Source organism: Pseudomonas sp. FDAARGOS_380 (assembly GCF_002591235.1).
In the GTDB taxonomy this organism is placed as follows: Bacteria; Pseudomonadota; Gammaproteobacteria; order Pseudomonadales; family Pseudomonadaceae; genus Aquipseudomonas; species Aquipseudomonas salmasensis.
The window spans coordinates 3,827,991-3,853,117 of sequence record NZ_CP023969.1; the positions used below are offsets into that span (position 1 = coordinate 3,827,991).

Consider the following 25,127-nt stretch of genomic DNA (forward strand, 5'->3'; position numbering starts at 1 on the left):
TGCGAAGCGAGCCGCTCTTGATCTTGATCTGCTTTTGATCTCAGGCGCCCCGTTAAACCACGCTGGCCGGAATTCGACAGGGATTTGGGGGGTAAACCGGCAGGGATGCCGGTTTAGCCGCCCCGCGCCATGGATGGCGCGTGGCGGCGGCCCCCCAAATCACTGGCGGATTACGGGCACACCGAGCCTAGGCGAGGTGCCGAGTGGTGCGGCAAGAGCGTTTTGCTTACTTTTGCGCTTTTCAAAAGTGAGCCGCCGTCAGGGCGGAACCCTAGGTAGCCGTTACCTACATAACGGATATGCACGCGGTCTAATCCAACATCCCGGTCGGCTGTCAGGCCGGCGCGGGAGCACGCTGGCTCGCGAATGCGGTGGGCCAGCCATAGATGCATTCACTGACACACCCTATTGGCGAGCAAACCCACTCCCACACTGTTCGTCAGAGACCTTTGCATGTATCAATTGATCCTCGGCGGCGCCCGTTCGGGCAAGAGCCGCCTGGCCGAAAAGCTTGCCGCACAGAGCGGGCTTGCCGTCATTTACATCGCCACCAGCCAACCCCTCGACGGTGAGATGAACGAGCGCGTCGCACTGCACCGCCAGCGCCGCCCCGACCATTGGGGCCTGGTTGAAGAACCCATCGACCTCGCGCGCGTACTGCGCGAAAACGCCGCCACTGATCGCTGCCTGCTGGTGGATTGCCTGACCTTGTGGCTCACCAATCTTCTGATGCTCGAAGACCCGGCCCGCCTTGCATCCGAGCGCGATCACCTGCTGCAAACCCTGGCCTCGCTGCCGGGGGAAATCATTTTTGTCAGCAACGAAACCGGCCTGGGTGTCGTGCCGCTGGGCGAATTGACTCGCCGTTATGTGGATGAAGCCGGTTGGCTGCATCAAGCCTTGGCCGAGCACTGTCAGCGCGTTGTACTGACGGTTGCCGGCCTGCCCCTGACTTTGAAAGGTACTGCGTTATGACCGATTCCTGGTGGCTCAACCCCTGCAAGACCATTGATGCCACGGCCCACGAACAGGCGCTGGCGCGTCAGCAGCAGTTGACCAAACCCGCTGGCTCCCTCGGCCAGTTGGAAGCGCTGGCGGTGCAGCTGGCAGGTTTGCAGGGCCAGGCCAAACCCTCGGTAGATCACCTGTGGATCGCGATTTTTGCCGGCGATCACGGTGTGGTCGCTGAAGGTGTGTCGGCGTTTCCCCAGGCGGTCACTGGCCAGATGCTGCAAAACTTCGTCACCGGTGGTGCGGCAATCAGCGTGCTGGCGCGGCAACTGCAAGCGCAATTGGAAGTGGTCGACCTCGGCACCGTCACGCCGTCCTTGGATTTGCCCGGCGTTCGTCACCTGAATATCGGCGCGGGCACGGCCAATTTCGTCCATGGCCCGGCGATGACCCAAGCCCAAGGGCAGTTGGCCTTTCAAGCTGGACGAGACAGCGCACGCCGCGCCCTGGAAAGCGGCACGCAGCTCTTTATCGGCGGTGAGATGGGCATCGGCAACACCACTGCCGCCAGCGCCCTGGCCTGCGCATTGCTGGATTGCCAGGTCACTGACCTCACAGGCCCAGGCACCGGTTTGAATGCTGCAGGGGTCAGCCACAAGGCCGCGGTCATTGAGCGCGCCTTGTCGTTGCATGCCGGCCAGCGCGGTGATGCATTGCAAACCCTGTTCAATCTCGGCGGGTTTGAAATAGCCGCGCTGGTCGGTGCTTACCTGGCCTGCGCCCAGGAAGGCATCGTGGTGCTGGTGGATGGGTTCATCTGCAGCGTGGCCGCGCTGGTAGCGGTGCGCTTGAACCCGGCGTGCCGCGAATGGCTGGTGTTCGGCCATCGGGGCGCAGAGCCAGGCCATCGCCATGTGCTGCACAGCCTCGAGGCGCAGCCGTTGCTGGAACTGGGCCTGCGCCTGGGCGAAGGCAGCGGCGCCGCGTTGGCGGTGCCCTTGTTGCGCCTGGCGTGTGCGCTGCACGGGCAGATGGCAACCTTCGCCGAAGCCGCCGTGGCGGACCGCCCCGCATGACCTTGCGCCTGGACCTGCTGCGCCACGGCGAAACCGAACTGGGCGGTGGCCTGCGTGGCAGCCTGGACGATGCGCTGACCGCCAAGGGCTGGCAGCAGATGCGCGACGCAGTGGTGGGGCAGGGGCCGTGGGATCGGCTGATCAGCTCACCACTGCAACGCTGCGCTCTGTTCGCCCGGGAATTGGGGGCACAGCTCGATGTGCCGGTGAGTCTGGAGGCTGATTTGCAAGAGCTGCACTTCGGCGCCTGGGAAGGGCAGAGTGCGGCCGCGTTGATGGACACCGATGCCCAAGGGCTGGGCTTGTTCTGGGCCAACCCCTATGAATTCACGCCGCCGCAAGGCGAGCCGGTCATTCGGTTTTCAGAGCGGGTGCTTGGCGCTGTCACGCGGCTGCATCAGGCCTATGCTGGCCAACGCGTGCTGTTGATCAGTCATGGCGGTGTAATGCGCCTGCTGCTAGCCCAGGCGCGAGGGTTGCCCCGTGAGCAACTGCTGAATGTCGAAGTGGGTCACGGTGCCCTGTTCGGCCTGCAGGTAGAGGCCGATGGCGTGCTGAAGGAAGGGCGCTGATGATGCTGCCGTTCTGGATCGCCCTGCAATTTCTCAGCAGCCTGCCCATTCGCTTGCCGGGCATGCCGCAGCCTCAAGAACTGGGCCGTTCGTTGTTGTTTTATCCGCTGGTTGGGTTGCTGTTCGGCGTGCTGTTATGGGCCCTCAACCAGGTGTTGCAGGGCGCCCCGTTGCTATTGCACGCCGCGTTGCTGCTCACGGCCTGGGTGTTGCTCAGCGGTGGCTTGCACCTGGACGGCCTGGCTGACAGCGCCGACGCCTGGCTGGGTGGCTTTGGCGACCGCGAGCGCACCCTCAGCATCATGAAAGACCCGCGCAGCGGCCCGATTGCGGTGGTCACCCTGGGCTTGGTGCTGCTGCTAAAGTTCAGCGCCTTGGTGGCGTTGATCGAACAACACAATGGCGCCGCCTTGATCTTGGCGCCCCTGATCGGACGCGCCTCGATGCTGGCGCTGTTTCTCACCACGCGCTATGTGCGGGCGGGCGGATTGGGCCAGGCACTGTCAGACCATCTGCCGCGAATTGTCGGCCAACAGGTGCTGATCCTCAGCGGGTTGGCCTGTATCCTGATCGGCGGCTTCAACGGCGGCATCGCGGTGTTGCTGGCGGCATTGTGTTTCGTGTGGCTGCGCCAGTTGATGGTCAAGCGTCTGGGCGGCACCACGGGCGACACCGCTGGTGCACTGCTGGAGCTGCTTGAAGTCGCGGTGTTGGTCGGGCTGGCGTTGTAACGCTTTCTTGCAATTGGTTAACTCCGGGTATATACACGCTCTATGCTTGCCTCCCAATGTTTATGCACCAACCTGCGACGTGCCGCCCGTGGCGTCAGCAGGTATTACGACGGCGCCCTCGATGGCTTCGGGATCAACGTTGCCCAGTATTCTCTCTTGTGCAACCTGCAGCGTCTCGACCAGCCGAGCATTTCCAGCCTGGCGGACGCCATGGGCCTGGATCGCAGCACCCTGGGGCGCAACCTGCGCGTCCTGGAAGGTGAGGGGCTGGTGCAGTTGGTGGAGGGTGACGATTTGCGCAACCGCCTGGTGGTGCTGACTGACGCCGGCCATGAACGGCTAGCCGCTGCGTTGCCGGCATGGGAAGCAGCGCAACAGAAACTGATTGATAAGCTGGGTGCTGAAAAGCGCGAAATGTTGTTGGCCTTGCTGGATGAACTCGCCTGAACGGCGGTTTGTTCGACTACAAGCGGGTATATACCCGCGAACGGAGAATAAGAAATGACCTCGATGTGGCGCACCAGTGGTTGGGTCCTTTTAGGGAGTGCGCTGATCCTGGCGTTGTCCTTGGGCGTACGGCATGGCTTTGGCCTGTTCCTGGCGCCGATGAGCAGCGAATTCGGTTGGGGGCGTGAAACCTTTGCCTTTGCCATCGCTTTGCAGAACCTGATCTGGGGCTTGGCGCAGCCATTTACCGGGGCCTTGGCCGACCGTTTCGGCGCGACCAAGGCGGTGTTTGTCGGCGGGGTGTTGTACGCCGTCGGCCTGGTGCTGATGGGCATGTCCGACTCCGCCTGGTCGCTGTCATTGAGCGCAGGCTTGCTGATTGGCATTGGCCTGTCCGGCACCTCGTTTTCGGTGATTCTCGGCGTGGTCGGCCGCGCCGTAGCGCCCGAAAAGCGCAGCATGGCCATGGGCATTGCCAGCGCCGCCGGCTCGTTTGGCCAGTTCGCCATGGTGCCCGGCACCTTGGGTCTGATTGGTTGGCTGGGCTGGTCGGCAGCGTTGCTCGCGCTGGGTTTGATGGTGGCGCTGATCTTGCCGCTGGTCGCCATGCTCAAGGACCGGCCGCTGGCGGTCACAGTGGGCCAGCAAACCCTGGGGGAGGCGCTCAAAGAGGCCTGTTCACACTCCGGCTTCTGGCTGCTGTCCTTCGGCTTTTTTGTCTGCGGTTTCCAAGTGGTGTTCATCGGTGTGCACTTGCCGGCCTACCTGGTGGACCAGCACCTGCCGGCCACGGTGGGCACCACGGTGCTGGCCTTGATTGGCCTGTTCAACGTATTTGGCACCTACACGGCGGGTTGGCTCGGTGGGCGCATGTCCAAGCCGCGTCTGCTCACCGGCTTGTACCTGTTAAGGGCGGTGGTGATTGTGTTGTTCCTGTGGGCGCCGGTCACTGAAGTCACAGCGTATCTGTTCGGCATGGCGATGGGCTTTTTGTGGTTGTCCACGGTGCCACTGACCAACGGCACCGTCGCGACCCTGTTTGGTGTGCGCAACCTCTCCATGCTGGGCGGGATTGTGTTCCTGTTCCACCAGCTTGGCTCGTTCCTCGGTGGGTGGCTGGGCGGGGTGGTCTATGATCGAACCGGCAGCTACGATTTGATCTGGCAGGTGGCAATTTTGCTCAGCCTGCTCGCCGCCGCGCTGAATTGGCCGGTGCGTGAGCGGCCGGTGGCACGTATACAGGCGCAGATGGAGGCGGCATGAGCATGACAGCGCGTCTAATGCTGCTGGCGGTGGGGATGGTGTTGTTGCTGCTGGCCTGGTGGGGCTGGCAGCAGGGCGGCCTGGCGTTGATGCAACTGGGCATGGCGATCTGTTAAGTTGTGGGTGAACCGACTCAAGGACTTTTGACATGCAGATGCGCTGGCTCGCTGTACCCGTCCTGATGGCTATTGGTAGCGTGGCGATGGCCGCCAGTTGCCCACCGTTGCTGGAGGGCCAACTGCCCAAGCTGCGGGCCAAGGAATCCATCGATTTGTGCCAGCAATTCGCTGGCAAACCTTTGGTGATCGTCAACACGGCGAGCTTCTGCGGCTTTGCCCCGCAGTTCAAAGGGCTGGAAGCGTTATATCAGCGCTACAAGGGCGAAGGCCTGGAAGTGATCGGCGTGCCGTCCGATGACTTCAAGCAGGAAGCCAAGACGGGTGAAGAAACCGCCAAGGTCTGCTACGTGAATTATGGCGTGACCTTCACCATGACCGAGCCGCAGAAGGTCAAGGGGCCGGATGCGGTGCACCTGTTCAAGGTGCTTGCGCAGCAGGCCGACGCGGCGCCGAAGTGGAACTTCTACAAGTATGTGGTGGATCGCCAAGGCAATGTGGTGGCCAGTTTTTCCAGCCTGACCAAGCCGGACAGCCCGGAACTGATCAAGGCGGTGGAGCAGGCCATAGCGTCAAAACCCTGATGGGCGAGCACTGAAAAGCCCCGCCTCCTTCACAGGAGAGCGGGGCTTTTTTATACGGCTGCGGGTTAGAACTTGTAGGTCATGCCCAAGCCGAAACCGTTGGCGCTGTTTTCATACTTGGCGTTGTAGCTGGCCAATTGGTTGGAACGCGAAACCTTGACGTCCTCTTCCTTCAGGTAGGAGTAGGCCAGGTCGATGGTCATGTTATCCATGACCTGATAGCCCAGGCCCAGGCTGAAGATCGTACGGTCGCCGGTCGGGATGCGCGGCGAGCGATCCGTATTGTTGGTCGGCGACTGGTCGAACGTCAGGCCGGTACGCAGCACCACCTGTTTGGTGAGCTGGTACGAAGTACCCACGGCGTAGGCCCAGGTGTCGTGCCAGTTCTGGTCTTCCTTGATCGTGCCGACCAGGGCTGGGGCAAGCGCGCCGCCAGTAGCGCCGCTGACGCCTTCGTTCTTGACGGTGATGTCTTTCAGGCGGCTCCAGCGCGTCCAGGTTGCACCGGCGTAGAGTTTCCACGCGTCGGTCAGGTCTTGAGTGACGGACAGGTCGTAGGACTCAGGCGTGTCGATTTTCAGCGAAGCGTCGTAGCGGTTGCTGCGCAGGAACGGCGAGGTCGCGGTCGGTGCAGTGACTTCGGTATGGCCGTCCAGCTTGTAGCTGACCTTGGAGTGGTAGGTCAGGCCGACACGGGTGGTATCGGTGGCTTGAACCAGCACGCCGATGTTGAAGCCCAGCGCGGTGTCGTCACCCTTGATCTTGATATTGGTGTCTGGCGCGCGAGGGTTCAGCGTCAGGTCCGATTCCAGGGTGCCGGCGATGCGGTTGATCGTCGGGCCGAAACCCACGGAAACGCGATCGTTGAAGGCGTAGCTGACGGTCGGTTGCAAGGTGATGACTTTCACTTCGCTCTTGCTGCCAAAGCCACGGCCCTGGAAGCCGCTTTCGTAGTCGGTCACCAGGCCGAACGGCGCATAGACGCCGAAGCCGACAGCCCACTGGTCGTTGAGTTTATTGGTGTAGAAACCGAAAGGCACGGCAGTGAAAGGCACCATATCGCCTTTATTGCTGCCAGCGGAACGGCCGCTGACATTGCTGATATCGGTGGAGGCATCAATGGCTGCAACGCCGCCGGTGACCTGCTGACCTTCCAGACGTGCCATACCAGCAGGGTTACCGAACACAGTGCTCGCATCATCGGCAGAAGAAGAGCGACCTGCGAAACCGGTACCCATCCCGCTCACGCTCTGTTCGTTGAGGGCAAAGCCGCTAGCGAACAGTTGGGAGGATGCCATGGCAACGGCGAGGCTAAGTGTGGTCTTGAGCATTACTTTTTTCATTATTAGAACTCCGTGTGATCACCGCTGCGGAAAGTATCAATAAATTTCAGATCGCGCTATAGGCTGTAATGCTGGAGATAGAGCGGTTTTGTAGGACAATCCGACCAAAATTGCTGTTTTTTGGCGAATCTTGCAATTTGCCCGGTCAGCAAGCTGCCTGTTTCATTGGGATTACACAGGTTTCCCAGGCGTGGGTGAAATCTCGCAGGCGGCCCTGGGGGTGGAATATTTCTTTCCAGATACGCGCCATGGCCAGTACATCGCCGGGCGCGGGCAGGGCAGGACGATGTTGTTCCACCAGCAGCCAGGCGATCGCCGTGGCGTAGCGCAGGTTTACCGTCAACTCCAACTGGGGCGCGCTGAGGAACGCATGTTGGCTGGCCAGCCCACGCACCAGGCTGGCACGTTCCGGGTCCAGCGCCAGGTAATCATCCCAGAGGGCGCGGTGGCGGGGTTCGGTGATGCTGTACAGGCCATGGCCGCGCCGGTCATGCAGCGCCGAGCCCAGTTCGGACTGGCTGGCGGCAATGCCCAGCAGCAGGGATTCGGCTGTTGGGCTGTGACGACCGAGGTACATCAGCGTCGGCCGGATCACATAACGACACAATTCACTGGCGGCAATACCCATACGAGCCTCAGTCCGTGCAAAGAGTGGACGAGCCTGAGAAGGGGAGCTTGGCAGCGGTGAATCGGATCTCAGGCCCGTCGTAAGCGGATCATGCCGCTTGAGTTGAAGTGTAGTGTCATATTTACGATGTAAAGGACTGTTTTTAAAACATCTTCTGCAACCGGTTATAACGTTTATATCGATTTGTACTTAGCACCAGGTGCTCAGTGCCAAATTCCAGGCAATAAAAAACCCTGTTATTCAAACAGGGTTTTTTGAGTTTCAGCGACGCGGGTCGATCAGGCAGTCAGTGCCTGACGGGTACGATCGATCACGGCCTGCAGCGGTTCTGCGCTGGAGTATTGATCGGGGTACAGGCGTTCGCTGTGACGAGCGATGCCGTGTTCGTTGACCAGGGTGAAGCTGAAGCAGCCTTTGCGAGCGGCCATGATCAGGCAGTTCATTGGGGCAAAAGCGTTGGTGAGGGTGCGAATGGCATCCTGAGTGTGGATTTGAGCGTTCATATTATTGGTGTTCCTACAAATGACACGGATAAGAACCGTGCAACGTTAAAACGTTCCAGTAACGCTGATCACCATTGATCAAACGAAGAACCCGACTGGAACAAAGCAGCCAGTTTGAAGCGCTATTAAATTAGGCGCGCTTGGGCTGGCAGGTAGGTACTTAGGAGGGCAGGCAACACAACAGGGGCAAAGGTTCTGGGCCCGGGGTGAAGATCCTGATCAATTTGCAGGTTGGTTCGGTCAGAGTATTGGAACTTCGCGCCACCCTTTGCTTGTTCAAAGGCAGTGTCGTCGCAAGGAATACCTGGAAACCATCGAGGTGGTCGATCCCATGTGGTTCAGGGGACGTATTCGACCAGAATTGACTTTCAGCTTGGTACTAACGCCGCGGATAGTAACGGATTGAAACAGGGAAGGGAAGGCCGATTGCAAAAAACTTCATCAGCCGCCGAGCAACTCGCGATAGACCAGCACGGTGATGGCCGCAGCCAGGGCGCATCCCAGCCCGTAGGCGGCGAGCGTCAGTCGCAAAGACTGTCCGGTCTCGATCATGCGGATCACATCGCCCATGTCGTTGATTCTGCCATCACTGAGTTCGATGCACAGAATCACAGCGGTAAAGGCGGCCGATAGCAGGATAGCGATAGCAAACAGTGCGCCGTCCGGCGAGGGGAGCGCGGCATTGATCCCAAGCGAGGTCGCGCAGATGGCCAGCAGCAGCCCGGCGAATAACAGAATTCCTTTCATCGGCCCTACTGGTTTGCATTGTCGGTGGCGCAGTGTGGCGAGCCGAGGCAGATTTGAAAAGCCCTCGAGTTTGCCTGCTCAGTAACATGTTTAACCGATGTTGAATCAAAAAACGCCGTCGATATAACCAGCCGATCAGGACTTGTGCACATTCGTTGCCAAGGGTGTAACCCTGCTGTCACTGGTGTGCAAGCGCGCCCATTTGCCTGTAATCAAAATTTAAGTCAATGAAAAATCTCGCTTTTTTTTATTGGTGAAAAAATCGTCAGTTTGACTGCGGCCCCCGTTCCATGGGGCTTTGCGCCTGTTCAAGGGGGGTTGTCCACTGAGTTATCCACAGCTTCTGTGGATTGTCCCGAGCGCTTGCTCTAGGACGGGCGTGCACGGTTTTTTCAGCTTTACCTGTACGAAAAAAAGAGTAGAGTGGCGCGCCTTCCGTTCTGCCCCACAGTGCTTTATGAAGTTTCGCTCAGTATCACCTTCTGTTACCGACACGCCCCAAACTGTTACCGCGCCCAAGCGTTTTTCCTTGAAGGTTGCTTTGTGGCTGCTCGACAGCCCGCGCCTGGGGCAGAGTACCAATATCAAGCATATCGCCGGCCGCTTGCTCAAGCAGCCTGCCCGCGAAGGCGTGGTGGCCGCTCAGAGCCGTCTCGGCCAACTGATGTGTCGCGAGTGTGGAAACGCCCGTGACCGGCGCATCGGCCACGATTTGTTGCGTTCGGCTGCTCGCGCCGGCGACCGTTGCGCCCAGCGCGAACTGGGCCAGGTCGAAGACTGAGCTGTCCTGCGGCCTTAGGCTTGGTTAACCTTGCTCTTTTTCGGTGATGGCAGAAATGGCTATGGTGTTTGACTGGACCAGTATCGCCTTGGGGCTTGTAGGCGCAGCCGTGCCGCTACTGGCGCTGTGCTGGCAACTCCAGCGGCGCCTGACCGCACGCACCACCGGCTGGGAACTGCTGGAGGAACGCCTGGCGACCGCGCAACTGGCCCAGGAAGGGCTCGCCGCCCAACTGGACGCCAGCCGCGATGAGATCAGTGACCTGAGCCAGGCTAATGCCGCCAAGCAAGCCGACCTGGCGGCGCTGCGCCGTGAAGTCGAACTGTTGCAGATCGACCGCGATAACGCCCGCGACGCCGCGCACGCCTGGAACCTCGACCGCAGCGCCAAGGAAACCGAACTGCGTCGCCTCGACGCCTTGGCCGCGGCCCTGAGCGCCGAATTGCGCGAGCAGCAAGAGAGTCATCAGCAGCGCCTCACCGACCTGCAAGGCTCACGAGACGAGCTGCGTGCGCAATTTGCCGAACTGGCCGGCAAGATCTTCGACGAGCGTGAGCAACGTTTTGCCGAAACCAGCCAGGAACGCCTCGGTCAACTGCTGGACCCGCTCAAGGAACGTATCCAGTCCTTCGAGAAACGTGTCGAAGAAAGCTATCAGAACGAAGCCCGTGAGCGCTTTTCCCTGGCCAAAGAGCTTGAGCGCCTGCAGCAATTGAACCTGCGCCTGTCGGACGAAGCCACCAACCTGACCCGGGCCCTCAAGGGCCAGAAAACCCAGGGCAACTGGGGCGAGCTGATTCTCGAGCGGGTGCTGGAGCACGCGGGCCTGGAGAAGGGCCGTGAATACCAGACCCAGGTCAGCCTCAAGGGCCCGGACGGCGAGCGTTTCCAGCCTGACGTGCTGATCATGTTGCCGGACGACAAGCAGGTGGTGGTCGACTCCAAAGTCAGCTTGACCGCCTATCAACAGTACGTCGCGGCGGATGACGAGGTGATTGGCCAGGCCGCCTTGAAGCAACACGTGCTGTCCCTGCGTAATCATGTCAAAGGCTTGGCCGGCAAGGACTACAAGCGCCTGGAGGGTTTGCACAGCCTGGATTTCGTGCTGCTGTTCGTACCGATCGAGGCCGCCTTTTCTGCCGCATTGCAGGCCGAGCCCAACCTGTTCCAGGAAGCCTTCGACCGCCATATCGTGATCGTCAGCCCCACCACCTTGCTCGCCACCCTGCGCGTGATCGACAGCCTGTGGAAGCAGGAACGCCAGAGCCAGAACGCCCGGGAAATTGCCGAGCGTGCCGGTTGGCTATATGACAAGTTCGTGCTGTTTATCCAGGACCTGGACGAAGTGGGCAACCGACTGCAACAGTTGGACAAGGCCTACAGCGCGGCGCGCAACAAGCTGACGGATGGGCGTGGGAACCTGGTCAGCCGTACCGAGCAACTAAGGTTGCTCGGCGCCCGCGCCAGTAAGAGCTTGCCGGCAGATCTGCTGGAACGGGCAATGACCGATTCGGACGGCGTGGCACATCTCCCGGAATAAACACGGACCTAAATTGTGGGAGCGGGCTTGCTCGCGAAAGCGGTGTTTCAGTGTTAGATGTGCTGGCTGACATTATGCTTTCGCGAGCAAGCCCGCACACATAGATCGAGTTCGGCCCCGTCATAGGCACAACTCTGTAGCGCTCAAAGGTAACCACGATGCGAAGCGAGCCGCTCTTGATCTTGATCTGCTTGTGATCTTGATCTTAGGCGCCCCGTTAAACCACGCTGGCCGGAATTCGACAGGGATTTGGGGGGTAAACCGGCAGGGATGCCGGTTTAGCCGCCCCGCGCCATGGATGGCGCGTGGCGGCGGCCCCCCAAATCACTGGCGGATTACGGGCACACCGAGCCTAGGCGAGGTGCCGAGTGGTGGGGCAAGAGCGTTTTGCTTACTTTGCCGCTTTTGCAAAGTGAGCCGCCGTCAGGGCGGAACCCTAAGTGGCCGTTACCTAAATAACGGATATGTACCCGGTCCAACTGTGTTGACTGTGAGGCCGTCTTCGCAGGCAAGCCAGCTCCCACATTTGGATCGTGGTGTGTCAGTTAGATCAGCGCCGGCTGTCAGGCCGTCGCGGGAGCAAGCTCCCTCGCCACAGGCTCGGCGTCATACCTATGCCGTTACAGGGGCAAATGCCTGCTCAACAGCGCCCGCAACGCCGCCGGCTTCACCGGTTTGGCCAAGTAATCCAACCCCGCCCCATGCACCTCGGCCACCATCTCCGGTCGCCCATCGGCACTGATCACTACACCGGGAATCGGCTCGGCCAGTTGCGCACGCAGCCAGCCCATCAACTCGGTACCGGTTTCGCCATGGTCCAGGTGGTAATCCACCAACGCCAGTTGCGGGCGGATACCCTCGGCCAGCAACGCCGCGCATTCGGCCTGGTTGGCGGCTGTCCAGACTTCACAGCCCCAGCGCGTGAGCAGGCTGCGCATGCCGATCAGAATGCTGTCTTCGTTATCCACGCACAGCACCCGTGCGCCACTCAAGGGTAGGCCGGTTTCTGCCGGCGCCTTGGGTTGCACGCTGGCCTGGTTGCGGGCCAGCGGCACGCACACGCTGAAGACGCTGCCTTTGCCCGGCCAGGAGCGTACGCTCAGGCGATGGCCCAGTACGCGGCACAGGCCGTCGGCAATCGCCAGGCCCAGGCCCAGGCCCTTTTCGGCACGGGTCTGGTGGCTGTCCAGGCGCTTGAACTCTTCGAAGATGACCTTCTGTTTATCCGGCGCAATGCCAGGGCCGCGATCCCAGACTTCCAGGCACAGTTCGCCCTTGCGACGACGCACGCCCAGCAGCACCGGGCCGTCGGCATAACGGAAGGCATTGGTCAGAAAATTCTGCAAAATCCGCCGCAGCAGCTTGATGTCGCTGTCGACCCGTAAACGGCTGCCGCGCCAGCGGAAGCGCAAGTGTTGCTCCTGAGCCAGCGCCTTGAATTCTGCGCCCAGGGTGTCGAACAACTCGTTGAGGACAAAGGGCTGGCGTTGCGGATTGATCTTGCCGTTTTCCAGGCGCGAAATATCCAGCAAATCACTGATCAGGTCTTCAGCTGAGCGCAGTGAACTGTCCAGATGCTGCACCAATTGCCGTGCCTCGCTGGACAGGCCATCGGTCTGGTGGGAGAGGGCGGCGGAAAACAGCCGCGCAGCGTTCAGCGGTTGCATCAGGTCATGGCTCACGGCCGCCAGGAACCGCGTCTTCGACTGGCTGGCAGATTCGGCCACGCCTTTGGCGTCGGTGAGGGCCACGTTCAGTTGCGACAGTTCATGGGTGCGCTCGGTCACTCGCTGCTCCAGGCCCTCGTTGGCCTCGGTCAGCGCTTGTTCGGCTTCGCGGAACGCGGTGATGTCGGTGAAGCTCATGACAAACCCGCCGCCGGGCATCGGGTTGCCGATCAACTCGATCACCCGGCCATTGGGGAACAGGCGCTCGGAGGTGTGCGCACGCCCCTGGCGCATCCAGTGCAGGCGACGCGCCACGTGCACTTGCGCTTCACCGGGGCCACACAGGCCGCGCTCGGCGTTGTAGCGAATGATGTCTGCAATCGGCCGGCCAACGCTGATCAAGCCGTCCGGGTAGTTGAACAGTTCCAGGTAACGCCGGTTCCAGGCCACCAGCTTGAGCGACTGGTCCACCACGCTGATGCCCTGGGTGATGTTCTCGATGGCGCCTTGCAGCAGCGCGCGGTTGAACTGCAGCACTTCCGAGGCTTCGTCGGCGATACGGACCACGTCCTCCAGTTGCATTTCCCGCCCTTCAATCGCCGCTTTCACCACCGCCCGCGTCGAGGAGGCGCCGAGTACGCCAGCCAGCAAGCGTTCGGTGTGGGCGATCCAGTCGTTATCGGCATTCTGGTTGGGGTTGAAGCCTTTGCCCTGGCGATAGGCGAAACGAATAAAGCTCTGCTGGGCCCGTTCTTCCCCGACGAAGCGTGCCGCCAGGCTGAGCAGGTCGCTGATCTGTACCGACAGCATGGAACGCGCACTCGCGCGCTGGCTGATTTCCTGGCCGATAAAACGGCCTGCCTGCCAGTGCTCGGAAACCCGTGTGCGCGACAGCATCGACACCCACACGAAGAGGGTGAAGTTACCGGCCAGGGAGAACACAGTGCCCAGGGTCAGCGACGTCACCGACAGCCCGAACGGGTGGGAGTGCATCCAGGTCAGGCCGGGGAAAAGGTTGAGCGACCAGCCCAGACTTTTCGCCGTCACCGGCAGGACCAAGGTGTAGAACCACAAGAAGGTACCGGCGGCCAAACCAGCAAACACCCCACGCCGGTTGGCCTGCTTCCAATACAGCGCGCCGAGCATCGCCGGGGCCAGTTGGGTCACGGCGGCAAAGGCGATCTGGCCGATGGTCGCCAGGCTGGCGGTGGAGCCCAGCAAGCGGTAGCTCACGTACGCCAGCAGCAGAATGATCACAATGCTCACCCGGCGTACCGACAGCATCCAGTGGCGGAAGACTTCGAATGGCCGCTCGGCGCTGGATCGGCGCAACAGCCACGGCAGCAGCATGTCGTTGGAGACCATGGTCGACAAGGCGATGCTCGCCACGATCACCATGCCGGTGGCCGCCGACGCACCGCCAATAAACGCCAGCACGGCGAGCGCCGGGTGGGCCTCGGCCATCGGCAGGCTGATCACATAGGAGTCCGGCAGCACAGAGCTTGGCAACAGCATCTTGCCGCCCAGGGCGATGGGCACCACAAACAGTGCTGCTAGGATCAAATAGGCCGGGAATACCCACTTGGCCAGGCGCAAATCCTGGGGGTCGATGTTCTCCACCACCGTCACATGAAATTGTCGTGGCAGGCAGATGATCGCCATCATGGCGACGCCGGTCTGTACCACCATCGATGGCCAGTTGATGGTCTCTTTCCAGTACTCCTCCAGGCGCGGGGCGAGCATGGCCTGGCTGAACAGGTCGCCGAAACCGTCGTACAAGCCGTAGGTGACAAACGCACCGACGGCCAGAAAAGCGAACAACTTGACCAGCGACTCAAAGGCAATCGCCAGCACCATGCCGCGGTGGTGTTCAGTGGCGTCGAGGTTGCGGGTGCCGAACACGATGGTAAACAGCGCCAATACCAGCGACACAATCAAGGCCGTGTCCTGGGCGCGGGTGCCGGTGGTGTCGGGGCCGGCGCCGATCAGCAGGTTCACGCCCAGCACAATGCCTTTGAGCTGCAGCGCGATATAGGGCAGCACGCCGACCAGGCAAATCAGCGCCACCACCACCGCCAGGGACTGGGACTTGCCGTAGCGGGCGGCGATAAAGTCAGCGATGGAGGTGATGTTTTCCTGCTTGCTGATCAGGATCATCTTCTGCAGCACCCAGGGGGCCAGCACCAGTAACAGCACGGGCCCCAGGTAGATCGGCAAGAATGCCCACAGTTGTTCGGCCGCTTGGCCTACGGCGCCGAAGAAGGTCCAACTGGTGCAGTACACCGCCAGCGACAGGCTATACACCCACGCACGCACGCGCGGTGGCAGTGGCGCATGGCGGCGGTCACCGTAAAAGGCGATGGCAAACATAGTGGCCATATAGGCCAGGGCAACGGCGGCGATCAGCCCGCTGGACAGCGTCATGGTAACTCCGAGCATAAGAACACCCGGGCATTCCAGGCCCGGCTGGACAGTCTCGCATGATGCCTGATGTTAGTCAGTGTCGACCAAGGTCGTGTGGGATCGAATGTCGCAGGCGTCGCTCAGCGTGGCGGCAGGGTTTTCTGGCGCAGGATGTAGATCGTCACCAGCACCGCACTGGTCAGCATAAAGCCCCTTGCCCACGGCAGCGGCACCAGGTAGCAGGAAATCGAGATGCTCAACCACATCAAGCCAATGGCGTAGACCTTGCCTTTGAGCGGGATGCCATTGCCGTCCAGGTAGTCGCGCACCCAAGGCCCCAGGTGCGGATGTTCCACCAGCCAGTGGTAGAAGCGCGGGGAGCTGCGAGCGAAGCAGGCGGCGGCGAGTAGCAGGAAGGGTGTGGTCGGCAACACCGGCAGGAAAATACCGATGACGCCTAGCGCTACGCTTAGCCAGCCAATGGCCAGCAGCGCGTAGCGTAGGAGCAGTGGACGGTTGCCCATGGGTGCCACGGGCAAGCGACTCAGTGGTGACGTGGCTTGAGGATCGCCGGTTTTTCGTCAGGCGCGTTGCACAGCAGGTACAGCGCGGTGAGGGCTTCCGGGATCTGCACGATCATGTCGTCCATCAGGTTGGCGTCGGCGGCGATGTCGGAGAACTCTGCTTCCTCTTCGAACAGGCCCGAACCGACCATGATCGGCAGCAGCATTTCACTGACTTCTTCTTCGGCGGTTTCGAACCAGGCGGCTTCGCGCAGGAACACGCCTTCCATGAAGCCGATGCACCAGCCACGCAGGTCGGAGTCATCCGGATCGTCGCCCAGGTCCAACTCGCATGGCAGCTCGAACTCTTCGTCGGAGGCCAGTTGGCGGGCGATGTGGGCCTTGAGGGCGACCAGGGTGGCTTCGATTTCTGTGCGCTGGGCGTCGTCGCTGTAGTGAGGCTCTTCAGCGAACAGCGCGTCGATCCATTCACGGTCCGGGACGGGGTCGGAGCAGATCGACAGGGCGGTCAGGTAGCCGTGGGCGGCCACGTAGTCCAGCGCCTCGTCATGCAGCTCATCGGCGTCGAGGAAGGCTTGCAGGCGGGTTAGTTGCTCAGCGAAGGACATTGAAGGGCTACCTTGGGAATAAACGATGCTGAATTCTAGGCTTTCTTGAGCGCCCAGGCCAGCCGCACGGCATATTTGCCCGGTTTTAGCCTGGTGCGTCTATTCGTCAGTCGCGCCCTTTGGGGGATAACGCTCGGGTATACTGCCGCGTTTTGTGATGCCCCTACAGGCCCAGCGCCAATCCGGGAAAACTTCGCTTACGGATTTTTTTTCGTGAACGCGGATTTTTTCGGCCAGCCTGTATAGAGGGATTTCGGCACCATTTTGGAGTTTTACATGCTCGAGCAGGCTCAACGCGTCCTCAAGGACATCTTCGGCTACGACAGTTTTCGTGGCCGCCAGGGTGCGATCATTGAGCGCGTGGCCAGTGGCGGCGATGCCCTGGTACTGATGCCTACCGGTGGCGGCAAGTCGCTGTGCTTCCAGGTGCCGGCGCTGTTGCGCAATGGCCTGGCCGTGGTGGTGTCGCCGCTGATTGCACTGATGGACGATCAGGTCGCCACCCTTGAAGAGCTCGGAGTCGCTGCCGCGTCGTTGAACTCCACCCTCAGCGCCGAGCAGCAGCGCGACCTGGCCGCCCGCATCAAGCGTGGCGAAGTGAAAATGCTTTACCTGGCGCCGGAGCGCCTGGTGCAGCCACGCATGCTGGCCTTTTTGCAGAGCCTTGAGATCGCCCTGTTCGCCATCGACGAAGCCCACTGCGTTTCGCAATGGGGTCACGATTTCCGCCGCGAATACCTGCAGCTTGGCCAATTGGCCGAACTTTTTCCCGATGTGCCGCGCATTGCGCTGACCGCCACCGCTGACAAGCGGACCCGCGAAGAGATCGTCGAGCGCCTGCATTTGCAGAACGCCGAGCGCTTCCTGTCGAGTTTTGACCGGCCCAATATTTTCTACCGCATCGTGCCCAAGGAGCAGCCGCGCAAGCAGTTGCTGGCGTTCCTGTCCGAGCGGCGCAGTGATGCGGGCATCGTGTACTGCCTGTCGCGCAAGAAAGTCGACGAGGTCGCGGCGTTCCTCTGTGAGCAAGGCTACCCGGCGCTGCCTTACCACGCCGGCTTGCCCAATGACACGCGGTCTGCGCACCAAAAACGCTTCCTCAACGAGGAAGGCCTGATCATGGTGGCGACCATTGCCTTTGGCATGGGCATCGACAAATCCAACGTGCGTTTCGTGGCGCACATGGACCTGCCCAAGTCCCTTGAGGCTTATTACCAGGAAACCGGGCGTGCCGGCCGCGATGGCCTGCCGGCGGATGCCTGGATGGTCTACGGCCTGCAAGACGTGGTGATGCTCAAGCAGATGCTGCAGAACTCCGAGGGCGACGAGCGCCACAAGCGCCTGGAGCAGCACAAGCTCGATGCCATGCTTTCGTTGTGCGAAGAGACCCGCTGCCGCCGCCAGACTCTGCTGGCGTATTTTGACGAAGACATGCCTGAGCCCTGCGGCCACTGCGATAACTGCATCGACGGCGTGCAAACCTGGGACGCCACCGAACCGGCGCGCCAGGCGTTGTCGACGATCTATCGCACCGGCCAGCGCTATGGCGTGGGCCATCTGGTGGATGTTCTGCTGGGCAAGGACAACGAAAAAATCCGCAGCTTCGGCCACGAGAAACTCTCGGTGTACGGTGTCGGCAAAGCCCGCGCTGAAGGTGAGTGGCGTTCGCTGTTTCGGCAGATGGTGGCCCGTGGTCTGGTCGACATCGATATCGAGGGCTACGGCGGGCTGCGCCTGAATGACAGTTGCCGGCCGTTGCTCAAGGGCGAAGTAAGCCTGGAACTGCGCCGCGACCTCAAGCCGCAGACCACCGCCAAAAGCAGCAGTACCAGCCAGGCCAGCCAGCTGGTGCGGGGCGAGGAGCGTGAACAATGGGAAGCCTTGCGCACCCTGCGGCGCAAATTGGCGCAGGAGCACAGCGTGCCACCCTACGTTATCTTCCCCGACTCCACCTTGCTGGAGATGCTGCGCGAGCAGCCCACCACCATGGCCGAGATGGCCCGAGTCAGCGGCGTGGGCGCGCGCAAACTGGAGCGCTACGGCCAGGCCTTCCTGGAAGTGCTCGGCGGCCAGGCCGAAGCGCCGAAGGAAATCGCTGATATTCGCCACGAACTGATCAGCCTGGCCCGCGCCGGCATGACCCCGGTCCAGATCGCTGGCCAGCTGCAATGCTCGGAAAAAAACGTGTACACCTTGCTCGCCGAAGCCATCGGCAAGCAGCAATTGTCCCTGGAGCAGGCCCTTGATTTGCCAGAGGATTTGCTCGGTGAAATCCAGGACGCCTTTCTCGATGGAGAAGGCGAATTGCCAGCTGTGACGGAGATTGCGCCGTTGTTTACCGGGCGTGTTCCGGAAGGCGTTTTGTACTGCGTGCGTGCCGCTTTGCAGTCGGAATTCGAAATTTAGTGTGGCAATTACGACAATGTAACGAATCAGTACATAGCGGGCCTTGCCTACGGGCAGGGCTCATGCTTAGCTGACTAATAATTAGCCATACTTTATTTTCAGTCTTAAACACGAGTTTTTTATGCCGTTAACCGATCAACACCGTTTTGGCATGCAGTTGGCGCAAATGTCGCGAGGGTGGCGCGCCGAACTGGACCGCCGCCTGGCGGGGCTGGGCTTGTCCCAGGCGCGCTGGTTGGTGCTGCTGCACCTGGCCCGTTTTGTCGAAGCACCCACCCAGCGTGAATTGGCCCAAAGTGTCGGCGTGGAAGGGCCCACCCTGGCCCGCCTGCTCGACAGCCTCGAAGGCCAGGGCCTGGTACAACGCCAAGCCGTGGTGGAAGACCGTCGTGCCAAACGCATCCTGCTGTGCGATACCGCCCAACCGCTGATCGACCAGATCGAAACCATCGCCACGGCATTGCGCCATGAGTTGTTCGTGGGCGTGAATGAAGAAGACCTGCGGGTGTGCATGCGGGTGCATGAGCACATCCTGGCGAACCTGGAAAAGTCCTGATCTGCAGTATGTAGGAGCGAGCTTGCTCGCGAAAAACGTCACGATAATGCGGGCTTTCTGAATAAACGCGGCGTCTGTGGATTTTTCGCGAGCAAGCTCGCTCCTACAAAAGTCCTTGGCAATCCTTTCCTAGAACGTCTGGCCCAGGTTCAAGTACACCGCCTTCTGATTATCATCGTTGAACCCATAGCTGAAATTCAGCGGCCCCAATGGCGTATCAAACCCCAGGAAAATACTCGCGGCGTTGATATAGCCGCTGTCGAACTCGTTATCGTTGTTCCACGCCCGGCCCCGTTCCAGGGATGCACCCAGGTACAACGGGAAGTCCAGCGGCAGGTAAGAACGCGGAGTGAGCCTGCGGAAGTACACCGCGCGCATCAGGCTGATGTTCTGCCCCGAAATCGCATCCTGGCGAAAGCCCGACAATTGCCGTGCGCCCCCCAGCAGGAAGCTGGAAATCACCACATCCGAATCATCCAGGGTGCGCCCATAGCGGCCGCCCAGTATCAGGGTGTCCGGGCCGTGGCTCATGGCCTTGTCCAGCTTGAACTCCCATTGGCGGTAGCGCTGGTCCGAGCCCAGGCCGGGTTCGAATTCGCGGAACGCCAGGCCGATGTCTTCGCCGCTGTGGGGGAAGTACACGTTGTCCAGGGAATCGAAGGAGTATTTGAGCTCATAGAAGCCTTCGCTGAAGCTCACGCTCGGCAGGTCGCGGTCGCCAATGCGCACGTCCGCCTTGCCCCAGGCTTCGCCCACGCCAAAGCGGATCTCGCCGCTGTTGCCGATCTGCCGGCCCACGTTCAAACCAAAGCCATAGCGTTCCAGGCGGTATTCGGAGATGGGGTCGTTATCTAGGATCAGCTCGACGTTCTGTGCCTCGGCCCTGATGTAGGGGGCCACGAAGTAGCGTGAGCCGGTGTCCATGGGTTGGTAGAACTCACTGTACAGTTCCTGCCGATCACCAATCTGTACCCGTGTGAGCCATTCCGCGCCGAGGCGGTTGATGCCGTTGACGCGGTAACTGGCGCCGAGGTTGAAGGCGCTGTCGCCGCGCATGTCGTCCGAGAGGTTCAAGCCCAGGCGCAGGTAGTCGGTGCCGCTGCGCTTGCCGCGTGCACTGATTACCAGGGTGTTGTCCTGGCCTTTTTTTACCACGCGGTATTGCACCTGCTCGAAGTAATCCAGGCCGTACAGGGTGCCCATGTCCGATTGCAGGCGGCCCAGGTTCAGCGGTTCTCCCAGGTCCTGGCGGATGTAGTAGCGGATAACATCGTCGCTGACCTTGGAGTCGTTCTCCACCTGGATTGCGGTGATCACCGGGGTGCGTTCGCCTGGCGTGCGCGCAGCTATCAGGTCGGCGTCGATGGGTTCGGCAGGGCGCAGGTGTGCCAGGCGTACGTCGAGGGCACGGGTGGCGCGGTAACCGGCTTCGATCATGTCCTTGGCGCGGCCGAAATCGGTGACGCCATAAGCGGCCAGCGGCGGTTGGATCAACACGTCCTTGGGGTACAGGGCCTTGAGTTGCTCCTCGGAGTTGCGCCGGGTCATCAGGGTGATGGACTGGTTGAGCACGTCCACCACGGTGGCCAGTTGCTTGCGCGAGCGCAGCGGGGTGCCGATGTCGACCACGATGGCGATGTCGACGCCCATCTCCCGCGCCACGTCCAGCGGGATATTGTCGGTCATGCCGCCGTCCACCAGCAGGCGGCCATCCAGCTCCACCGGGGCGAACACCGCCGGGATCGACATGCTGGCGCGGATCACCTGGGGCAGGTGGCCTTTGCTGAAGACTACTTTTTCGCCGGTGGTGATGTCGGTAGCCACGGCGCGGAAGGGGATCGGCAGCTTGTCGAAGTTACGCGTGTTGCTGCTGTGGGCGAACATGCTCTCCAGCAACAGTGCAAGGTTCTGACCCTGGATCACGCCCAGCGGCAGGCCGAGGCTGCCATCGTCGCGGAAACTGAGTTTTTGTTTGACCAGGAAATCCCGGTCATCCTGCTTGCGCCGAAACGGTACGTCTTCACGCGGTGGCGCGTCGGACAGGGCCTGCTGCCAGTCGATCCCCAGCGCCAATTTCTCCAGCTCGTCGATCTTGTAGCCCGACGCGTACAACCCGCCAATCACCGCGCCCATGCTGGTGCCGGCAATCGCATCGATATGAATACCTTGCTCCTCAAGCGCCTTGAGCACGCCGATGTGCGCCAGGCCACGGGCGGCACCGCCAGACAGCACCAGGCCGATTTTCGGGCGGGGGGCTTCTACAGCGTCGGCAAGTAGGGGGACAAGGCACAGGAACAGGCAAGACAACAGGCGGCGCATCATCAATCTCGTGGCTGGGCGACAAAGGCCGCTATTATAGCCACCCGATTCGCTGAGCCTGTTACGCCAGGAGCCGCTTAATGATGTCTGCATGCAAACCCGAGATCGTCATCACCTATTGCACCCAGTGCCAGTGGTTGCTGCGCGCCGCGTGGCTGGCCCAGGAGTTGCTCAGCACCTTTGCCGATGATTTGGGGCGCGTGGCGCTGGAACCGGCCACTGGCGGCGCGTTTCGCATCACCTGTGATGGCGTGCAGATTTGGGAGCGCAAGGCCGATGGCGGTTTTCCCGAGGCCAAGGTGCTCAAGCAGCGAGTGCGCGACCAGATCGACCCGCAGCGCGACCTCGGGCATAACGACCGTAGCGCCTGAAGTCAGGCCGGCGCCGGTTGTTTGGCCTGGCTGGCGCTGCCCATCAGGCCCGAGAGCACGATGGCGACGATGATCAAGGCGCCGCCCAGCAACATGCGCAAGGTCGGGGTTTCGGCAAACAGCAGCCAGGCCACGGTGATGCCGTAGACCGGCTCCATGGCAAACACCACCGACGCGGTGCGCGCCTTGATCACCGCGAGGCTGGCGACAAACAGGCTGTGGGCCAAGCCGGTACAAAACACCCCCAGCAGCCCGATCCACAACCAGTCGATTGCACGCACATCCGCCAGCCCCGGCGCGGCCACGGGCAGCAGGAGCGCGGCGACCACGACGTTCTGGCACAGCGCGGCCTGGACCGCAGGAATGCGCCCGGAACTGGCGCGATTGTTCAGCGACAACAACGAGAACAACAAGCCCGAGGCGATACCCCACAGCAGCCCGCCCGTAGCCTCGCTGGCGAGATTGAAATCCGGAGTCACAAGCACCAGGCCAACGGTAACCAGCACCACCAGCAGCACTTCGTTGGCCCGAATACGCTCGCGGAAAATCAGCCCCTCAAGGATCACCGTAAAGGCCGGAAAGGCGGTGAAGCCCAGGGTCGCGACAGCCACGCCGGCGACCTTGACGGCAATAAAGAACGTCACCCAATGGGCGGCCAACAACACACCGCTGACCAGCAGCCGGCGCCAGTCACGCATCTCCAGCCTCTTCCACGGAGCATTGCTGGCAAAGCGCGCAAACACCGCCAGCGCCAGCACGGCAAACGCCGCCCGGCCAAATACGATGATGGCAGGGGAGGCAGCCGCCAGCTTGCCGAATACACCGGTGAGGCCAAACATCAATGCGCCGATATGCAGGGCGCCAAGGGCTGAGCGGGGAGTCATTGCGATCCTTGATCCAACAGGGGGTGACAGCCTCGCAGTCTAGAGGGTTGGCGGGTGGGCGTCTGTCGCGGACGGGGTGATTTTTAGCGCAAGACTCTTGCTAGCCCGCCCGACGCAACGCCCCGGGCGAGGCGCCAAAGGCCCGTAGCATGGCCGCGCAAAATGCGCTTTGTGAGGCGTAGCCGACGCGCTCGGCAATCTCGCCGATGGGCAGGGAGGTTTCGCGTAACAGCCTGAGCGCCATGTGCAGGCGGCGACTGCGTAGATAGTCCATCGGCGTCTGCCCGCACTCCGCCATAAACCTTGCATGCAGGCGCGGCACGGACAAATCGGCAATCCGCGCCAGGTCGGCCACCTGCAGCGGGCGCGCCGCATGGCGCTCGATATGAGCATTGAACGCCGCGTAAGGCAGGCGCCGGCCAGGCAGCGGTTGGGCCTGAGGATGGTTGAGGCTGGCCAGTAACAGCACAGCGCCTTGCTGGACGATCAGCGGGTCGTGCACCGGGCTTTGTGCCAGCCACTGCACCAGTTGGTGTTGCCGGGCATCCAGCGCCAGGCGCGCGGGTTGGTCGAGCAAGCGGCGGCTGGCATCGGCATGTTCGCCCAAGGATTGCACCATCCAGTTTTCAGTCGGCACATCCAGCACCAGGCAGCGGCTGCCATCGCGGCTGATGCAGGCATGATGGGTGGAGAAGGGCAGCACCATCACGCTGCTTTCGCGCACCTGGCTGCCACGGCCATCCACTTCCAGGTCCAGGTGCCCGGACAGGCCGAACACCAACTGCGCATGGTCATGGCTGTGGGCAATGGGCGCTTCGAGGTAGTGGCGTAGCGTGAGGGTGGGGCTCATCGCGGTCTCCAGGGCGGCAAGCTGTCAGTCTACAACGCTTGGCGAGCGACGAGCGCTGTCATCAGACTGACGCACGCTTGTCATGGGCTATTAATCGCCAAGGCGCAAGCTCGCCAAAACAGCGTCGAGGGATGCCCATGACCCGTGCCGAGTTCACCAAGCCCAGCCGCAAGCAACGGGTGCGAACCCTGTGGATTTCCGACGTGCACCTGGGCACCCGGGATTGCCAGGCCGAACACCTGTCGCACTTTCTCAAGGGCTATCACGCCGACAAGGTCTACCTGGTCGGTGACATCATCGACGGTTGGAAAATGCGCGGCGGCATGTATTGGCCTCAAACCCATACCAACGTGATCCGGCGGCTGCTGACCATGGCCAAGCGTGGCACCGAGGTCATCTACGTCACCGGCAACCATGACGAGTTCCTGCGCCGCTATTCCAAGCTGATCCTGGGCAATATCCAGTTGGTCGATGAAGCCGTGCACGTCACCGCCGATGGTCGCCACTTACTGGTGATTCATGGCGACCAGTTTGATGTGATCACGCGCTATCACCGCTGGCTCGCCTTCCTCGGCGATTCGGCCTACGAATTCACCCTGACGCTGAACCGCTGGTTGAATCACTGGCGCGCGCGGTACGGCTACGGTTACTGGTCGCTGTCGGCGTACCTGAAGCACAAGGTCAAGACAGCGGTGAGTTTTATCAGCGATTTCGAAGAGGCGATCGCCCACGAAGTAACCAAGCGCGAATTGCACGGCGTGGTGTGCGGGCATATTCACCATGCCGAGATTCGCAAGGTGGGCGAGGTGGATTACCTCAACTGCGGGGATTGGGTGGAGTCGTGCACGGCCTTGATCGAGCACTGGGATGGGCATATCGAGTTGTATCGGTTGGCGGATGCGCAGGCTAAAGAGGCACTGCTGAAGGCTGAAATGGTTGCTGGCTGAAGGTGGAAGCTGGCTTGCCTGCGATTGCTTTAGGTCTACACAACTTTGTAGGTCGTAGCAGCCAACGGTAACCACGATGCGAAGCGAGCCGCTCTTGATCTTGCTCTTGATCTGCTTTTGATCTCAGGCGCCCCGTTAAACCACGCTGGCCGGAATTCGACAGGGATTTGGGGGGTAAACCGGCAGGGATGCCGGTTTAGCCGCCCCGCGCCATGGATGGCGCGTGGCGGCGGCCCCCCAAATCACTGGCGGATTACGGGCACACCGAGCCTAGGCGAGGTGCCGAGTGGTGGGGCAAGAGCGTTTTGCT

At 61.3% G+C, this 25,127-nt stretch carries 23 protein-coding genes; 13 read left to right on the forward strand and 10 right to left on the reverse strand.

Features of this window, described 5'->3' with window-relative positions; all coding sequences use genetic code 11:
- The first annotated feature begins 453 nt into the window (after nucleotides 1–453).
- From cobU to CRN80_RS17985, 7 genes are all read left to right on the forward strand, one after another.
- Nucleotides 454–975 carry a bifunctional adenosylcobinamide kinase/adenosylcobinamide-phosphate guanylyltransferase gene (gene cobU, locus CRN80_RS17955; protein WP_044268425.1) on the forward strand — a complete coding sequence of 174 codons (522 nt, stop codon included), beginning with the start codon at nucleotides 454–456 and terminating at the stop codon, nucleotides 973–975.
- Nucleotides 972–2,027 (forward strand): nicotinate-nucleotide--dimethylbenzimidazole phosphoribosyltransferase, encoded by a 1,056-nt coding sequence (cobT, locus tag CRN80_RS17960; protein WP_098950714.1) that lies wholly within the window; start codon nucleotides 972–974, stop codon nucleotides 2,025–2,027. The genes cobU and cobT overlap by 4 nt, the downstream gene beginning before the upstream one ends.
- Complete coding sequence (gene cobC / locus CRN80_RS17965; protein ID WP_098950715.1) at nucleotides 2,024–2,599, forward strand: alpha-ribazole phosphatase family protein; 576 nt, start codon at nucleotides 2,024–2,026, stop codon at nucleotides 2,597–2,599. Before cobT ends, cobC begins: the two co-directional genes overlap by 4 nt.
- 2 nt (nucleotides 2,600–2,601) lie before the next feature.
- Complete coding sequence (locus CRN80_RS17970) at nucleotides 2,602–3,330, forward strand: adenosylcobinamide-GDP ribazoletransferase (RefSeq protein WP_098952636.1); 729 nt, start codon at nucleotides 2,602–2,604, stop codon at nucleotides 3,328–3,330.
- 42 nt (nucleotides 3,331–3,372) lie between these two features.
- The gene (locus CRN80_RS17975) at nucleotides 3,373–3,777 is read left to right on the forward strand and encodes a MarR family winged helix-turn-helix transcriptional regulator (RefSeq protein WP_098950716.1); all 405 of its coding nucleotides are present in this window, start codon (nucleotides 3,373–3,375) and stop codon (nucleotides 3,775–3,777) included.
- Between the two features lie 54 nt (nucleotides 3,778–3,831).
- Entirely contained in the window at nucleotides 3,832–5,040 is a 1,209-nt protein-coding gene (locus CRN80_RS17980; protein WP_014719382.1) for an MFS transporter, read from the forward strand.
- A gap of 148 nt (nucleotides 5,041–5,188) precedes the next feature.
- Nucleotides 5,189–5,740, forward strand: a complete 552-nt coding sequence (locus CRN80_RS17985; RefSeq protein WP_032895915.1) for a glutathione peroxidase — start codon at nucleotides 5,189–5,191, stop codon at nucleotides 5,738–5,740.
- Nucleotides 5,741–5,805: 65 nt separating this feature from the next.
- On the opposite strand, the gene CRN80_RS17990 is transcribed toward CRN80_RS17985, so the two are convergent.
- The 4 genes from CRN80_RS17990 to CRN80_RS18010 form a co-directional block, all read right to left on the reverse strand.
- Nucleotides 5,806–7,083 carry an OmpP1/FadL family transporter gene (locus tag CRN80_RS17990; protein ID WP_098950717.1) on the reverse strand — a complete coding sequence of 426 codons (1,278 nt, stop codon included), beginning with the start codon at nucleotides 7,081–7,083 and terminating at the stop codon, nucleotides 5,806–5,808.
- A 145-nt stretch (nucleotides 7,084–7,228) separates the two neighbouring features.
- A complete protein-coding gene (locus CRN80_RS17995; RefSeq protein WP_032895919.1) occupies nucleotides 7,229–7,711 on the reverse strand; it encodes a hypothetical protein in 483 nt (160 codons plus the stop codon).
- Between the two features lie 278 nt (nucleotides 7,712–7,989).
- Nucleotides 7,990–8,214, reverse strand: coding sequence for a hypothetical protein (locus CRN80_RS18000; RefSeq protein WP_003193022.1), 225 nt, complete (start codon nucleotides 8,212–8,214; stop codon nucleotides 7,990–7,992).
- A 441-nt stretch (nucleotides 8,215–8,655) separates the two neighbouring features.
- On the reverse strand, nucleotides 8,656–8,961 hold the full coding sequence (locus CRN80_RS18010; protein WP_056786475.1) for a hypothetical protein: 306 nt from the start codon (nucleotides 8,959–8,961) through the stop codon (nucleotides 8,656–8,658).
- Between the two features lie 457 nt (nucleotides 8,962–9,418).
- Here CRN80_RS18010 and CRN80_RS18015 point away from each other — a divergent pair, with 457 nt between their 5' ends.
- Both CRN80_RS18015 and rmuC read left to right on the forward strand, forming a co-directional pair.
- Nucleotides 9,419–9,742 carry a hypothetical protein gene (locus tag CRN80_RS18015; RefSeq protein ID WP_032895922.1) on the forward strand — a complete coding sequence of 108 codons (324 nt, stop codon included), beginning with the start codon at nucleotides 9,419–9,421 and terminating at the stop codon, nucleotides 9,740–9,742.
- A 175-nt stretch (nucleotides 9,743–9,917) separates the two neighbouring features.
- Entirely contained in the window at nucleotides 9,918–11,282 is a 1,365-nt protein-coding gene (rmuC, locus tag CRN80_RS18020; RefSeq protein WP_178081035.1) for a DNA recombination protein RmuC, read from the forward strand.
- 620 nt (nucleotides 11,283–11,902) lie between these two features.
- Here rmuC and CRN80_RS18025 read toward each other — a convergent pair.
- The 3 genes from CRN80_RS18025 to CRN80_RS18035 form a co-directional block, all read right to left on the reverse strand.
- On the reverse strand, nucleotides 11,903–15,373 hold the full coding sequence (locus tag CRN80_RS18025) for a PAS domain-containing hybrid sensor histidine kinase/response regulator (protein WP_032895924.1): 3,471 nt from the start codon (nucleotides 15,371–15,373) through the stop codon (nucleotides 11,903–11,905).
- Nucleotides 15,374–15,492: 119 nt separating this feature from the next.
- Nucleotides 15,493–15,876, reverse strand: coding sequence for a YbaN family protein (locus tag CRN80_RS18030; protein ID WP_098950719.1), 384 nt, complete (start codon nucleotides 15,874–15,876; stop codon nucleotides 15,493–15,495).
- 20 nt (nucleotides 15,877–15,896) lie between these two features.
- The gene (locus tag CRN80_RS18035; protein ID WP_098950720.1) at nucleotides 15,897–16,484 is read right to left on the reverse strand and encodes a YecA family protein; all 588 of its coding nucleotides are present in this window, start codon (nucleotides 16,482–16,484) and stop codon (nucleotides 15,897–15,899) included.
- Nucleotides 16,485–16,760: 276 nt separating this feature from the next.
- Here CRN80_RS18035 and recQ point away from each other — a divergent pair, with 276 nt between their 5' ends.
- Together recQ and CRN80_RS18045 are read left to right on the forward strand one after the other, a co-directional pair.
- Complete coding sequence (gene recQ, locus CRN80_RS18040; protein ID WP_032895927.1) at nucleotides 16,761–18,890, forward strand: DNA helicase RecQ; 2,130 nt, start codon at nucleotides 16,761–16,763, stop codon at nucleotides 18,888–18,890.
- Between the two features lie 121 nt (nucleotides 18,891–19,011).
- On the forward strand, nucleotides 19,012–19,446 hold the full coding sequence (locus tag CRN80_RS18045) for a MarR family transcriptional regulator (protein ID WP_003193007.1): 435 nt from the start codon (nucleotides 19,012–19,014) through the stop codon (nucleotides 19,444–19,446).
- Nucleotides 19,447–19,575: 129 nt separating this feature from the next.
- Here CRN80_RS18045 and CRN80_RS18050 read toward each other — a convergent pair whose 3' ends face one another.
- Complete coding sequence (locus CRN80_RS18050) at nucleotides 19,576–21,765, reverse strand: patatin-like phospholipase family protein (protein ID WP_098950721.1); 2,190 nt, start codon at nucleotides 21,763–21,765, stop codon at nucleotides 19,576–19,578.
- Between the two features lie 83 nt (nucleotides 21,766–21,848).
- On the opposite strand from CRN80_RS18050, the gene CRN80_RS18055 reads away from it, so the two are divergent.
- The gene (locus CRN80_RS18055; protein ID WP_032897830.1) at nucleotides 21,849–22,136 is read left to right on the forward strand and encodes a SelT/SelW/SelH family protein; all 288 of its coding nucleotides are present in this window, start codon (nucleotides 21,849–21,851) and stop codon (nucleotides 22,134–22,136) included.
- A gap of 2 nt (nucleotides 22,137–22,138) precedes the next feature.
- Here the strand turns inward: CRN80_RS18055 and CRN80_RS18060 are convergent, their stop codons facing one another.
- Together CRN80_RS18060 and CRN80_RS18065 are read right to left on the reverse strand one after the other, a co-directional pair.
- Entirely contained in the window at nucleotides 22,139–23,020 is an 882-nt protein-coding gene (locus CRN80_RS18060) for a DMT family transporter (RefSeq protein ID WP_032895929.1), read from the reverse strand.
- Between the two features lie 100 nt (nucleotides 23,021–23,120).
- Nucleotides 23,121–23,870 carry an AraC family transcriptional regulator gene (locus tag CRN80_RS18065; RefSeq protein ID WP_098950722.1) on the reverse strand — a complete coding sequence of 250 codons (750 nt, stop codon included), beginning with the start codon at nucleotides 23,868–23,870 and terminating at the stop codon, nucleotides 23,121–23,123.
- Between the two features lie 137 nt (nucleotides 23,871–24,007).
- On the opposite strand from CRN80_RS18065, the gene CRN80_RS18070 reads away from it, so the two are divergent.
- Entirely contained in the window at nucleotides 24,008–24,817 is an 810-nt protein-coding gene (locus CRN80_RS18070) for a UDP-2,3-diacylglucosamine diphosphatase (RefSeq protein WP_098950723.1), read from the forward strand.
- Nucleotides 24,818–25,127 lie beyond the last annotated feature (310 nt).

Coding starts and splice junctions, on each gene's coding strand:
- CRN80_RS18025 (WP_032895924.1), bottom strand. CDS start 15,373: ATGACGCTGTCCAGCGGGCTGATCGCCGCCGTTGCCCTGGCCTATATG.
- recQ (WP_032895927.1), top strand. CDS start 16,761: ATGCTCGAGCAGGCTCAACGCGTCCTCAAGGACATCTTCGGCTACGAC.
- CRN80_RS18030 (WP_098950719.1), bottom strand. CDS start 15,876: ATGGGCAACCGTCCACTGCTCCTACGCTACGCGCTGCTGGCCATTGGC.
- CRN80_RS18065 (WP_098950722.1), bottom strand. CDS start 23,870: ATGAGCCCCACCCTCACGCTACGCCACTACCTCGAAGCGCCCATTGCC.
- cobC (WP_098950715.1), top strand. CDS start 2,024: ATGACCTTGCGCCTGGACCTGCTGCGCCACGGCGAAACCGAACTGGGC.
- CRN80_RS18015 (WP_032895922.1), top strand. CDS start 9,419: ATGAAGTTTCGCTCAGTATCACCTTCTGTTACCGACACGCCCCAAACT.
- cobU (WP_044268425.1), top strand. CDS start 454: ATGTATCAATTGATCCTCGGCGGCGCCCGTTCGGGCAAGAGCCGCCTG.
- CRN80_RS18060 (WP_032895929.1), bottom strand. CDS start 23,020: ATGACTCCCCGCTCAGCCCTTGGCGCCCTGCATATCGGCGCATTGATG.
- CRN80_RS18055 (WP_032897830.1), top strand. CDS start 21,849: ATGTCTGCATGCAAACCCGAGATCGTCATCACCTATTGCACCCAGTGC.
- CRN80_RS17995 (WP_032895919.1), bottom strand. CDS start 7,711: ATGGGTATTGCCGCCAGTGAATTGTGTCGTTATGTGATCCGGCCGACG.
- CRN80_RS18000 (WP_003193022.1), bottom strand. CDS start 8,214: ATGAACGCTCAAATCCACACTCAGGATGCCATTCGCACCCTCACCAAC.
- CRN80_RS17990 (WP_098950717.1), bottom strand. CDS start 7,083: ATGAAAAAAGTAATGCTCAAGACCACACTTAGCCTCGCCGTTGCCATG.
- CRN80_RS17975 (WP_098950716.1), top strand. CDS start 3,373: ATGCTTGCCTCCCAATGTTTATGCACCAACCTGCGACGTGCCGCCCGT.
- cobT (WP_098950714.1), top strand. CDS start 972: ATGACCGATTCCTGGTGGCTCAACCCCTGCAAGACCATTGATGCCACG.
- CRN80_RS18035 (WP_098950720.1), bottom strand. CDS start 16,484: ATGTCCTTCGCTGAGCAACTAACCCGCCTGCAAGCCTTCCTCGACGCC.
- CRN80_RS17985 (WP_032895915.1), top strand. CDS start 5,189: ATGCAGATGCGCTGGCTCGCTGTACCCGTCCTGATGGCTATTGGTAGC.
- CRN80_RS17980 (WP_014719382.1), top strand. CDS start 3,832: ATGACCTCGATGTGGCGCACCAGTGGTTGGGTCCTTTTAGGGAGTGCG.
- CRN80_RS17970 (WP_098952636.1), top strand. CDS start 2,602: ATGCTGCCGTTCTGGATCGCCCTGCAATTTCTCAGCAGCCTGCCCATT.
- CRN80_RS18070 (WP_098950723.1), top strand. CDS start 24,008: ATGACCCGTGCCGAGTTCACCAAGCCCAGCCGCAAGCAACGGGTGCGA.
- CRN80_RS18050 (WP_098950721.1), bottom strand. CDS start 21,765: ATGCGCCGCCTGTTGTCTTGCCTGTTCCTGTGCCTTGTCCCCCTACTT.
- CRN80_RS18045 (WP_003193007.1), top strand. CDS start 19,012: ATGCCGTTAACCGATCAACACCGTTTTGGCATGCAGTTGGCGCAAATG.
- CRN80_RS18010 (WP_056786475.1), bottom strand. CDS start 8,961: ATGAAAGGAATTCTGTTATTCGCCGGGCTGCTGCTGGCCATCTGCGCG.